8 protein-coding genes are annotated in these 13159 nt (G+C 37.2%); 1 reads left to right on the top strand and 7 read right to left on the bottom strand.

Annotation, left to right across the window (positions count from 1 at the left end; genetic code table 11):
* Positions 1–364, bottom strand: a 364-nt coding sequence (locus tag FJR04_RS25885) for a hypothetical protein (RefSeq protein ID WP_217359298.1), incomplete at its 3' end; no start/stop codon positions are given.
* Between the two features lie 330 nt (positions 365–694).
* Positions 695–1129, bottom strand: coding sequence for a hypothetical protein (locus FJR04_RS10415; protein ID WP_168494296.1), 435 nt, complete (start codon positions 1127–1129; stop codon positions 695–697).
* 101 nt (positions 1130–1230) lie between these two features.
* On the opposite strand from FJR04_RS10415, the gene pyrE reads away from it, so the two are divergent.
* Positions 1231–1848, top strand: coding sequence for an orotate phosphoribosyltransferase (gene pyrE, locus FJR04_RS10410; protein WP_168494294.1), 618 nt, complete (start codon positions 1231–1233; stop codon positions 1846–1848).
* A gap of 106 nt (positions 1849–1954) precedes the next feature.
* On the opposite strand, the gene FJR04_RS10405 is transcribed toward pyrE, so the two are convergent.
* From FJR04_RS10405 to FJR04_RS10385, 5 genes are all read right to left on the bottom strand, one after another.
* On the bottom strand, positions 1955–2746 hold the full coding sequence (locus FJR04_RS10405; RefSeq protein WP_254445251.1) for an MBL fold metallo-hydrolase: 792 nt from the start codon (positions 2744–2746) through the stop codon (positions 1955–1957).
* 183 nt (positions 2747–2929) lie between these two features.
* Entirely contained in the window at positions 2930–5170 is a 2241-nt protein-coding gene (locus FJR04_RS10400; protein WP_168494292.1) for a CHASE2 domain-containing protein, read from the bottom strand.
* Between the two features lie 154 nt (positions 5171–5324).
* Positions 5325–6068, bottom strand: coding sequence for a DUF928 domain-containing protein (locus FJR04_RS10395; protein WP_168494290.1), 744 nt, complete (start codon positions 6066–6068; stop codon positions 5325–5327).
* 102 nt (positions 6069–6170) lie between these two features.
* Positions 6171–11543 (bottom strand): ATP-binding sensor histidine kinase, encoded by a 5373-nt coding sequence (locus tag FJR04_RS10390; protein WP_168494288.1) that lies wholly within the window; start codon positions 11541–11543, stop codon positions 6171–6173.
* Between the two features lie 215 nt (positions 11544–11758).
* The gene (locus FJR04_RS10385) at positions 11759–13069 is read right to left on the bottom strand and encodes a tetratricopeptide repeat protein (RefSeq protein ID WP_168494286.1); all 1311 of its coding nucleotides are present in this window, start codon (positions 13067–13069) and stop codon (positions 11759–11761) included.
* Between the last annotated feature and the right edge of the window lie 90 nt (positions 13070–13159).

Here is a 13159-nt window from a genome sequence, read left to right as displayed (position 1 = left end):
CCTGTTGTACTGACTGTCCTTGACTTGACTGTTCAACAGCAGGATCATTAATTCGCTGAACCACTTGAGCAGCTACATTGTCTGCTTCTTGTTCATATTTATCCCCTGGTTGTCCAATTGTTAGCTTGGTTTGGATTGGTGGTGGTGCAGCTTTACCTGGTGCATAAACTGGAACATGACTTAAATCTAGTGCAAAGCGTTTAGCGTGTTCGTATTGTGCGTCAAAGTCTACATCTTCTGTTGGAGATGACGATTTCTTTTTTTGTAAATCAATTCCAAAAGAGCGTGTCTGAAAGGGATTTGTGGCTGGGTTATAGGTAGACTGAGTGGAAACTTTTTTCTGGATACGTAGACGCTCTTTCATTGCCCGCACCTCATACTTAATTGGTAGTGATCTTAATTATATTTGCTTATTTTAGCTGTTACCACTATTTTTATGTAACCAAGTAGTAATAATTTATAATTTGTTATTCATAAATTATTTTAAAATGCACCTTTTATGCTGTGGAAAAGATAAACAGTTTGCTAATGTACCAATTTTGGTGATATCTGCAAAGAGATTAGCGATTCCGGCGTTGCTGATTTGAGGGATGAAAATTTTTTTGATGATTTTCAAACCCTTGTAGAGACGTTCCATGGAACGTCTCTATATTTTGAGTAAGTTCGGTAAATCAAAACTCAGAACTGATGATTTCTATCGAGGTCCTAAGTTTTCAAAACGATACTCAGTTCCCACTCTGAGATTATTACGATTATAACGGGGAGACATTAACAAAGAGGAGTCATAGGGATTTGGTAAATCAGGTGTCCGTAGATATGGATCATTAGTCGCTTGTTGAGCGAGAACATCATGATAAAGAGTATTGACTAATTCAGCATCTTTAGCAATTTCATTGTCGGAGAAGGTAGTACCAAATTTACCCCCAGGTCCAAACAAAGAATCTACTTGACGCTTTAAACTGCCATTTTCGTAAAAATTAGGATCATGGCGAAAATATGCTCGTTCAAAAGCATTGCTAGTTGTTTCATAATTAGGTGTTTCGGTTTGAGCCTTAGCCGCCGAAGGAAAAGCAGAACTAGTAGCGAGAAGTACCAGTAATCCGCTCAAGGCTTTAAAATTTATACCCATGTTGTCAACTCCTCAATTTTTGGGTGAATCTTAATTTATGCTTAGGTTGAGAACTCTGTTGAGTTTCAACTTTGGTGTAACACAACTTTTAATGGTTTGTAATGTCTTATTCCACTCAAAACCCCAGCAACTCAAATATTTGGGCGACTACTACTGATTTAACTAGCCTGCGTCAAAAGTTACTAGATTTATTTTGCCAGCTTGCGTATAAAGAAGGTGATTTTGTTCTTTCCTCTGGGCAACGTAGTTCTTACTATATTAACGGTAAACAGGTAACTCTCGATCCCCAAGGTGCTTTGGCTATGGCGAGGTTGTTGTTACCTCTATTACCTGAAGATACTCAGGCGGTAGCTGGTTTAACCTTGGGGGCTGATCCCATTGTATCAGCAGTAAGTGTAGTTTCGGTGTATGAAAATAGACCTATTCCAGCTTTAATTATTCGCAAAGAAGCAAAGGGACACGGAACAATGGCTTACATTGAAGGTCCCACTTTACCGCAGGGTGCAAAAGTCGTAGTTCTAGAAGATGTGGTAACAACTGGACAATCTGCACTCAAAGCCGTGGAACGGTTACAGGCAGCAGGTTATACTGTAGATACAGTAATTTCCCTCATAGATAGATTGCAAGGGGGTAGGGAGTTATATGAGTCTACTGGATTGCAGTTTAAGGTTTTATTTACAATCCAGGATCTTCAGAAACGATATCGAGAAATTAATTGATAGCAGTAGAGACGTTCTGGTGGAACGTCTTTTCAGGAGTCAGGAAGTAGGGGCGCAGGGCCTGCGCCCAGTCAGGAATAAGAAAGAAGAACTTTTTGAGCAAGCCCTAATTAATAGCAGGAAATTCAAAAATTTGTCCCCGTTTAACAAAGCCGAGAAATCCATCTTTTTCAGCATCAGGAAGTGATACTGGTTGATAACCATAAAGCCACATTTTGCTTTTGATTGTTGCTGGTAAAGTGGTTAATTGTTGATAACTCGCATGAACAGGACTGGGATAGAGAGAAGTTTCACAATCATGAAAGATGATATCAGCTTGTTCATAGAATTTTTTATTTGTATTTAGACATAATTGGGTATCTGTAGATATATATATATTCACTCCTGCTAATTGGAAAAATAATCCATAGCTAGGCATAATATAATATCCACTATCAACATGAGTAACTTTTACGAGATTAAATTGGATATCTTGCCAAGAAAAGTAACCTTCATATTGTAATCTTTCTTGTTCAAAAAAGGTATCCATATTAGCAATATCACTGGTCAAAAATCTCAGTCCACCGGATAAGGTTCTATCCCACAAATCACTAGCAACATCTTTACTTGTGTACAGTTTGGGTTTTTTACAATTGGGATCGAATAATGTAGTAAAAGCAATATATTCCAGTCCGCCTACATGATCGGCGTGGAGGTGACTAATATAAATATCAGTAATATCAGCATAGGAAAATCCTGCTTTATGCAAAGAAAACCGGATATCTGTACCACAATCTATTAAGAGTTTTTGGTTTTGCTCATTGACTACAAGTATATTTGATTGAAAATTATCTGTTCCAACTGTGAATGCTGAACCTGAGCCTAAAAAGATTAATTTGATCATTTTAACAGTAGTCAATAGTTTAAATATTTTAATTTAATTAATTGCCAATATCAATACCTGAAAGAATAGGAAATTTTACTTTAATTATTAATATATGCAGCATTTGTTTATAGGTTTATGCTTTCAACATATTATGTAAACGTGCCATTACTAGACAACGCTAACGCGAATAACCTAACCGACGAATCAAGGCTTTTTTCAATTTGGCGCAGGTATTGAATTATGAGATTTTATTTCCTCAAGGAGACAGTTTAATTTTGTTGTCACGGCGGGAGGTTTAACAGTAAAATAAATATAAAACCGATGATTTCCAGCGGGTTTTTCTAGGACTTTGGCATAAATATCTTCTGCTTCTGCGGGGTTATTTGGGTTTAATAGGTTGAGTTTGAGATTACTTAATCCAGCAGGTAGTTCAGGGGATTCGTTATTGTCTAAAAGTAACTCTGCTTCACGGATGGAAAGTTTGACTAAACTGCCTTTAAAGATGATATCACCAATATCTTTACCTTCTAAAACGGCGTATTGAACAGGAATTGGTGTGGGTAGGGTAAGTAATTCCTCTTGTTCTTGCGAGAGAAAGAGGTTGTATTGTCCAGTTATGCCACCAACTTCATAGATTGTGATTGGTTCTTTGACTCCTTTGGGTGTAACTTGGCGTTGTCCGTCAATTTTGACAATTGATTCTACTTGTTTAAAGGTAGATTCAGAGATAAAAATTTGTCCACCAATTGTATAAGATTCGATGCGGTAAGTTAGGTTAACTTGACTACCAACAATACCGTATTTTGTGCGCTTTTCTGAACCAATATTGCCGACGACGACTACACCTGTATTGATACCGATACCCATTTCTAATGCTGGTAAACCCCATTCTTTCATTTGGGCGTTAACTTTTACCATTGCTAGTTGCATTTCTACACCACAAGCTACAGCCCTGACTGCATCGTCTTCTTTCGCAGTAGGCGCACCAAAGAGAACTAAAATTCCATCACCCATGAATTCATCTATAGTTCCTTGATGCTTGGTGATGATATCTGCCATACATTCTAGATAAAAGTTGAGGATTTTAACTACTTCTTCAGGTGGTAGGCGTTCGGAGGTAGCGGTAAATCCTCTTAAGTCGGAGGTAAAGATGGTGATTTCGCGGCGTTCTCCACCAAGTTTTAAGCCTTCTGGATTCTCTAGTAAATTGGCGACAACGGCATCTGTTAAATAACGGCCAAATATTTTGCGGATATCACCGGCGGTGCGGGCGATGTATGCGGTGATGGCTAGTACAGAACCTGTCAGGGCTAATATTGATGGGACTATAGGCAACCACCAGCCTGATAAGAAGGCGATATAGGTGCTGCTTCCTAAAACTGCTGCGGCTATGATGAGACTAACTGTTCTGGGTAATGTCAAGTTTTGGGCGCGCAATTTCCAGGTTAAAGTAGCACCAATACCACTCCAAAGGAATATCCACAGCCATTCCTGGGGTTCTGACCAATTTTTAATCAGGGGACGATTTTCCATGGCCGCACTGATAATTTGGCTGGTGAGATTGGCATGAATTTCTACTCCATTCATGGGTTCTGGTAAACCAAGTAAGTCACTACTGTAGGGAGTAAAAAATGAGTCTTTAAAACTATCTCCTGCGTAGCCAATGAGGATAATGCGATCGCGTCCCCAATCTGCTGGTAATTTATCTTCTAGAATATCCGTCATGGAAACTGTCTGAAAGTGACGATTCCCTCCACGGTAATTAAGTAATACTTGATAGCCACGAGCATCTGCTCTTATATAACCGCCATCGTTGCTTTCAAAGGGGACAAAGGCGGCTTTACCTATATGCCAATCTTCTGTAGGGGAAATGCCTTCTTTGTCTAGATAACGCAACGCTAGATGTAGTCCGAAACTATAAACGGTTTCTCGATTTTGATCTTGTACATAGAACAATCCCCGCCGCACTTTATTATCGGCATCAAAAATCAAATCATTTCCACCAACTTGATCTTTGGCTTTAAGTATGGGAGGTGGATTAACTACATTTCCACCCCCATCTTGAACTACTTTTTGTATGCCTACTAAATTGGGTGTGGAGTTAAAAACCTCGACTAATTCCTGATGACCAGGTTCTACAGGTAAATCACGGTAGATATCTAAACCAATGACGCGAGGCTGTTTCGCTTTAAGTTTGTTGAGTAATTCGGCTAATTTGCGATCTGTAATACTTGATTGTTTGAGCTTAGTTAAATCCGATTCATTAATGCCCACAATCACTACTCGGTCATCTGATGGTGTTGGGGAACGCCAACGCATATATTGATCAAAAGCTCCCCATTCCCACGATTGCAATAAACCACCAAAACGCAAGAGGAGAATGAACACGGCTACGCTAGGAGTAGTAATCCAGACTCCACGTCCTTGCCAGATCAAATTCTTACAGTTTTTCCACATCAGATTATTTGGACAAAATTAAATTCATGGGTGGAGACTTGAGGGGGCAGGGGGCAGAGGGGCAGGGGAGAAAATACATATACTTACTTCCTTATTCTTCTTCTTGTCTCCTGGCTGCTGACTGGGCGCAGGCCCTGCGCCCCTACCTTCTGTATTAAGGTTTTGCTTGACAGCAATCTAGGATGGGTTCGTTGACGATATCTTGTAACCCAACTGATGTGATTAATTCTTTCCATTCCGATGGTTTTTGTGTCCGTACCTGAGCCATTTTATCTAGTGTTTCGTGCCAAACGTTATACTGGGCTAGGATTTTGGCTTGTTTGAGGGGTTCTGCTTTGGTGAGGGAACTATTTACGGATGAACTTAAAGCAATGCGTTGAATTGAACCTTTTACAAATTCGTTGCGACTCCAATCTTCAAGATCACAAGCGATCGTAAAGTACCATTGGTAACGCTGACTGACTTTGAGGGGAACAGTTTTGGGGATGTTTAATTTGACAATGCCGGCACGGTTAGGCATGGGAAAATTTGCTTTGTATATCTCGTCTCCTATCTCGTCCATGAGGACAAATTCTCCAGTTTTAGCCGTATTTTTGGGAACATATACATACAAACTAGGAGTATCACTTGTGGTATTTCCTACATTATCTCTTGTTGGCATTAAGGCTGTAAGGGATGGTTTACCTTTGTCAAGAGTGATACAGGAAGTTCCCCTTCTACCTCCACCAACTGTTCTTTCTGGTGCGCCTCTGTCACTGGCTGAAGGGAATTTAAGACTAATTTGGATGGGAGAGGTTTGTGCTAATAACTGTGAAGACGAAGTAGATAAAATGATCAGGGCTGGAGAAAGGCGGGTAGCGAATTTTCCCAGAGACTGAATATATTTTTGTAGATTCATGATATTTGTATTAAATTTTTTACATACAATATCTATTGTATCAGTTTCTGAGATTGTGTCATTAGTTCATGGTAAAACTTGGGTAGTTACACTTATGGGATTCTATGATATTACGTTAAGGGAGACGATAAACTCTGTGTCTTTTCCTGGAGTGGAATTAACAGTGATGCTGCCTTGATGTTTTTCTACTATAATTTGCTGGGCGATCGCTAATCCTAAACCTGTTCCTGTACCGACGGCTTTTGTAGTAAATAAATGGTCAAATATTTTTTGTTTGATTTCTTCTGTCATCCCTTTGCCATTATCGGCAATGGTAATTTTAACAAGATTATTTTCTACTGAAGTTGTAATTGTAATGCGGTTGGGATTTGCATGAATATCTGCTAAATTGCGTCCATTATTTGATTCATCTAAAGCATCAATGGCATTAGCTAGGATATTCATAAATACCTGATTGAGTTGTCCAGGAAAACATTCAATTTGCGGTATATTACCGTAGTTTGTCACAACTTCAATGGCGGGACGTTTGTCATTAGCTTTGAGGCGATGTTTGAGGATTAAAATTGTGCTATCAATCCCTTCATGGATATTAAACTTGACTTTGTAATCTCGATCTGCACGAGAGAAGTTACACAGACTGGTGCTAATATTTTTTAATCTATCACAGGCCATTACCATTGAATTCATCATTTTAGGAAAGTCTTCTAAGCTATAATCCAATTCGATTTCGGAGGCATGATTAATAATTTCTGCACTCGGATTGGGAAAGCTTTCTTGATATAGTTTTAAGTGTTCAAAAATATCAGTTAGGGCGGGTTGAGCTTGTTGAAGACTAGCATAAATAAAGCCCAAAGGATTATTCATTTCGTGAGCTACACTAGCAACTAAGTTACCTAGAGCTGACATTTTCTCACTTTGGATCATTTGTAATTGGGCGTTTTGTAGGTCTTGAAGCGATCGCTTGAGTTGTTGGGAATACTCGACAGATTGCTCATAAAGTCGGGCATTTTCCAGGGAAATGGCGGCTTGAGTGCAAAGTAAATTTAGGAGTTCGACGCGATCGCTTGTAAATGCTCCAGCGACTAAATTATTTTCTAAATATAAAATACCAATTAATTTACCTTGATTAAAAATCGGATTACAAAGCACACTCTTGGGTTGATATTCTAGAATATACTGATCTGCTAACCAATTTCTATCTTTGGTAATGTTGTCAATGACGAGAGTTTCTCCACTCTGTTTGACTGTATAAATGACTTTTATCGGAACGTCTAAACTGCTATCTAAAGCGATCGCACTTAAAGGAATTGTTTCTCCTGTTTCCAAATCTTCAGCAGTAGCAATAGCTGTAACTAGCCAATTATTTTCTTCTGGTAAAATTAGAGCAATTTTATTAGCTCCAGAATTTTGTAACAGCACTTGCATTAAACTGGTAATCAAATTCTGTAAATCAATTTCTCTTGATAATGCCTGATAAGCTTTGAGAATAGTAGCAAGATCGAGATTTGCCGAAACACTAGAACTACTCACACCAGAAGAAACCAATGTTTGTTTTTTATAAGTTGCTTGGGTGTGATTAGTGATTGTTTCCAGAGGATTAATATTGAGTCTGCGGTACTGCACAATTGATTGCAACAGTTGAGGATAGCATTTTTCTAAATCATCCACTTTGGCTGCACTACCCCATCGAGCGTAGCAATAGTAAGCTTCTTGCATATATGCTTGTGCTACTTTTTCTTTGCCCCAATTAAGGTAAAATTTAGCAGCTAGTTCATTGCTCAGGGCTTCTTCTGGGAGATATACGTTAGCTTTAGCCAGAGAAATGGCGCGATCGTAATACTCCATTGCCTTAAGTTTATCTCCCATTACCCGCGCTATTTCTGCCTCAATTAAATCATATTTGTGCTGAAAATTCACGGGAGCATAACCAGCCCAATATTGCATCAATTTTTGGTTTTCAACTACCTGATTTAGTGTTTCATGATCACAACTGGAAGAGTTAGCCAGTAAAGACAAAGAGTAGTAAAAGTTATGTCCTACAACTAGCAATAAACCAAAAGATCCACCTATATATTCGGTGGCTGTTGCTGCATTAATTACAGCCTGTTCATACTGTCCAAAAGTATAAAGAATAACCGTTTTAGCCACATAAATAGCAAATAATGATTGATGATTGTGGTTGTTGTGGAGATGGGCTAATATTTCTGTTTCATCAAAATCACTACTATTTAATTGATCTTGATGAGAAGATTTTCCGAGTAAGTTTAATGTGACTTGTCTCCAAATCTGGGCATAATCAACACAATGTTTTTGTTTGAGTTTTAAAAGTAGTTCAATATATTGAGACTGCCTTTCTTCAACAATATCTAGAGTTTCTCCAATTAAGAATAAATACGAACATTCAGCCATCATCGAATAACTAGCGTGTTCGATATCGCCTACTTCTAGTCCACACTTGATACTATCTCGTAAAAATGTTAGTGTATTTCGACCATGTTCTTTATAAGCACAGATAAAAGTCCCAAAAATCATGTAAATTTTTGAGCTTATTTCTTGACTATTGTATTGTTCTAAAAGCTTTAAAGATATCTGTCCAGATTGATAACCAGAATCAACATCTTTGATCATGGCACAAAGTAATACGCTATAACATCCATAGGCAAAAGCTGCTAAAGATGAATGTCCTTGTTCTAGACAAAGATGCAGAATTGTTAGAGTTACGGACGGAAACAAATCCGGTTTAACATGATTAACAGGAGGGATAATACTCATTAATAATCGTAGTGCAGCCAGAGATTCCACATTAGTCATTTCGGGAATATTGGCTAAGTCATCTAAAATTGGTAAAGAAACATTTTGAATTAAATCAGGTGATACCAAAGAAATTTTTAATTGTTCGAGTGCTTTTAACCCGGTTTCAATGGCTTTAACTTGTTGATCTTGGGCAATATAAATCTGAACTTTTAGTTCATAAGTTTTAATTCTGTCTAATATCTCAATTGTTTGTTGCAAGATTAAATCTGTAAGTTTAAGAGCCTGTTCAAAGTTGGTATTTAAGTATTCTGCTTTTGCTGCATCTTCATACAGTGTCAATGTCAGATTGTACTGATTTTGCCAACTATCTACTGTTAGTAATTCTCTGCCTTTGGTGAGATAATTGGTTGCACCAGTATAGGCAGTGGCAGCTATAGCTTTCTGTCCAGCTAATAAGTTTAACTCAGCTAATTGATATCGTTCAGTTTGTTGAGTAATTAACGTTAAACCTAAATTCAATTGACTAACAATTTGAAAAATATTCTCTTCTTGTTCAGTTGCCGGAATATTATTTAAAAGTAACCGACCGAGTTTTAAGTGAGTAATCTGTTTTTGATCTTCGGGAATTAAAGAATATGCAGCTTGTTGAACTCTGTCGTGCAAAAATTTATATGTGGGAATTTGAAAGTTGGAATTTAATGGTTTTGAATCAGAATCCTGTTGAAAGAATTTATAAATATCACTAGTAGGTAAAATCAGTCCTTCTTTCAAAGCTTTCCACAAGACAGTAGCTGTTTCAATTTGGGATAATTCCGAAACAATTGCCAAAGTTGCTAAATCAAACTTGTTACCAATGCAAGCTGCTAACTGTAAGATGTTTTGAGTTGATGCTGGCAGTTTTTGTAATTGCATAGCCATAAAAGCAACTATATCATCGGTGAGTGCTTGTTGACTCACTTGTGTAATATCACATTGCCAACAGGCTAAATCGAAATTAAATTGAATGAGGTTTTCTTGATGTAATGCTTTGAGAAATTGTGTAGCGAAAAATGGATTACCATGAGTTTTTTGTAATACTAATCGAGAAAGAGGCAATGCTAAATTTTCAGCACATTTGAGGGTATCTGCAACTAACTGATTTATTTGGTTTTGATTTAGTGGCTTTAAGTTAATTGTCTGAATCGTTGCTGAGGTTTTCTCAATTTTACTCAAAGTCAAAATTAAGGGATGGGCAAGATTGACTTCGTTATCACGATATGCACCAATCAAGAAAAGATGTTTTGTATCAGCTATTAATAATTCTATTAAGGTTAATGATGCTGAATCTGCCCATTGTAAGTCATCTAAAAACATCACTAATGGATGTTCTAAACTGGTAAAAACTTGGGTAAATTTCTGGAATAATAAATTAAATCTATTTTGGGCTGCTGTTCCTGATAGTTCTGTGACTGGGGGTTGTTTACCAATAATTTTTTCTAATTGGGGGATGACTTCCATAATTACTTGGCCATTTTCCCCAACAGCCGTTAATATTTTACTTTTCCATACCTGAATTTGGGTATCAGTTTCTGTTAATAATTGCCCGATTAAATCTTGAAATGCTTGTACAAATGCACTCAAGGGAATATTCCGCTGAAATTGATCATATTTCCCTTTGATAAAGTAACCACGTTGTCTGACAATTGGTTTATGAATTTCGTTGACAACTGCTGTTTTACCAATTCCGGAAAACCCTGTTACCAGCATCATTTCGGTGGTGTCTAAACTGACTCTGGCAAATGCTTGGAGGAGGGTTTCTATTTCGGTTTCTCTACCATAAAGTTTGTCGGGAATGAGGAAGCGATCGCTTATGTCCCTCTGAGCAATTTCAAAATTCTCAATCTTACCAGTTTCTTGAAGTTGCGTTAAACAATTTTCCAAATCATATTTTAATCCCGATGTACTCTGATATCTGTCTTCTGCATTTTTCGCTATCAGTTTACTAACAATTTTTGCAAGTACAAAGGGGATTTGGGGGTTAATTTCATTGACTGAATGTGGTGGTTTAGCAATATGACAATGGACTAATTCCATCGGATCATTTGACGAAAATGGCATTTCTCCTGTGAGTAATTCGTAAAAAGTGATTCCTAACGAATAGAAGTCTGTTCGATAGTCAATTCCCCGATTCATTCTCCCTGTTTGCTCTGGAGAAATATAAGCAAGTGTTCCTTCTAATACGTTGGGATTAATGAGGGTTTGTGTTTCTCTTGGTAGTAAAGAGGCAATACTAAAATCAATTAATTTAACTTGTTTTGTTTGGGGATTAATTAATATATTGCTGGGTTTAATATCTTTATGAATTATGCGTTCTTGATATAGTATATCTAAGGCGTTGCAAAGGGCGATCGCTATTTCTAAAAATTCCTCTAAAGACTTGATATGTAATGTCTGCTTTAAAGAAACTCCCCCAAAATCTTCCATTATTAATATATAGCCATTTTGGTAAGGTTCTAGGCTATAAGTTTGGATAATCAGAGGTGAATTGAGATTTTTGGCAATGGTATACTGATTGCGAAACTGAACCAATTCGCTGAAACTAGGATAAGGATTTTTGAGGATTTTAATCACTACAGGTAATGAGTCAGTCTCTCGATACCCTCGATAAACTAGGGTTCTAGAACCATTGTAGAGTTCTTCACTGATGTGATATCCGGGAATACTGACTTGGGTAGTAAGCATACTGTTAAATCCTGTTGGTTTCTAAATTGAGTGTCCCAAAATTCCTGAATTTCTTTACTAAATAATAGCAAAAATTTATACGAATACACAACAAATCAAGCAAGCTAACCATTGAAAATCCCTGCAAAGCTTTTTTACTCGGCTTTTTAAGGTTTAATATTTAATTATTAAATTCTGCCTAACCCCCGAATAGTTAATGTCGGAAAACTTGACAATTATATCTCAGAAATTCGGGAAATTAGATTGATAATTTCCCGGTAATATTGCGTATTTCCTGCTTGAGAATAAAGATCAGCAGATTTGCGTAAATCGCTAATTGCGTCTAAGTTGTTTCCCTGATGTCTATGTATATCTGCCCTGACTAAATAGGCAAGAGGATGTCGCGGTTGCAAGCGTATGGCTTCAGTTAAATCTATTAGTGCTAAACTCAACTCTCCTAATAGAACTCGACTACGACCACGATTAAACCAGTCTTCCGCTAAATTAGGATTAATATTAATAGCTTGCGTATAATCTGATATTGCTTTTTGATATTCTTTTAGGGCATAACGGGCATTAGCGCGATCGCTATAAAATACAGCAGACTGAGAATCTAATCGCAAAGCTTCCGTAAAATCACTAATTGCTCCTGTAAAGTCTTTAGCTATATAACGACTACTGCCCCTGTGATAATAAGCTGCTAAGAAGTCAGTATCTATCTCTAATGCTCGATTATAGTCTTTAATTGCTGTTTGTATATTCCCTAATAGCTTATGAGCGTCACCTCGCTTGCAATATGCGGGAGCAAATTCCGGAGCAAATTCTACAGCTTGAGTATAATCTGCAACTGCATTGGTAAAATCCTGCATAGCTTCTCGCACCGTCCCCCGTCCATAGTAAGCTGTTGCTAAATGAGGATTTATTTGTAATGCTTGATCATAGTCTTGAATAGCATTTTCATAATTTCCCATTTGGTGATGTGCATTAGCTCGAAAACCATATACTAAAGCAAGATTGGGATTTATTTGTAATGCTTGATTATAGTCTTGAATCGCTTGGTGATAATCACCCAAATTGCTATAAACTAAACCCCGTTCAGAGTATATTTGCACATCATCAGGAACAAATTTTAATGCTTGATTAAAATCAGTAATTGCTTGGTGATAGTCTTGGAGATGGGAATAAATTAAACCCCGATTGTAGTAAGCTGCACCGAAATTAGGATTTATTTCTAGAGAACGATTGTAATTAGCGATCGCCCCGTGATAATCTTGCATAGCATAATAAGTATTACCCCGATTATGGTAAGCTTCGGCAAAATTGGGATTGATTTTTATAGATTGATTATAATCAGCAATAGCTTTCTCATAATTACCCAAAATATGAAATATATTTCCTCGATTAATGTAAGCGGTCGCAAAATTACTATACAACTCTAAAACCGCATCAAAATTAGCGATCGCTTGTGGATATTTACCGCTATGATAATGATCTAAACCCTGTTGATGTAAAGCATTAACAATATCAAAATTTATATTTTTATTCATAAATAATAATCTCACTACTACCACCGTTAATTAAAAATTAAACAAGCTTTTTGTAAATTTCTAATTTTATAGCATCTTCTATTGTCGGTT

The organism is Anabaena sp. UHCC 0204, from assembly GCF_009711975.1.
Lineage (GTDB): Bacteria > Cyanobacteriota > Cyanobacteriia > Cyanobacteriales > Nostocaceae > Dolichospermum.
The sequence above is the reverse complement of the archived record's forward strand: the minus strand, read 5'-3'. Positions and strand labels throughout refer to the sequence as shown.

What these genes read in the sequence shown, in the direction of transcription:
- FJR04_RS10415 (WP_168494296.1), bottom strand. Translation starts at nt 1,129, where the DNA reads ATGGGTATAAATTTTAAAGCCTTGAGCGGATTACTGGTACTTCTCGCT.
- pyrE (WP_168494294.1), top strand. Translation starts at nt 1,231, where the DNA reads ATGTCTTATTCCACTCAAAACCCCAGCAACTCAAATATTTGGGCGACT.
- FJR04_RS10400 (WP_168494292.1), bottom strand. Translation starts at nt 5,170, where the DNA reads ATGTGGAAAAACTGTAAGAATTTGATCTGGCAAGGACGTGGAGTCTGG.
- FJR04_RS10395 (WP_168494290.1), bottom strand. Translation starts at nt 6,068, where the DNA reads ATGAATCTACAAAAATATATTCAGTCTCTGGGAAAATTCGCTACCCGC.
- FJR04_RS10390 (WP_168494288.1), bottom strand. Translation starts at nt 11,543, where the DNA reads ATGCTTACTACCCAAGTCAGTATTCCCGGATATCACATCAGTGAAGAA.
- FJR04_RS10385 (WP_168494286.1), bottom strand. Translation starts at nt 13,069, where the DNA reads ATGAATAAAAATATAAATTTTGATATTGTTAATGCTTTACATCAACAG.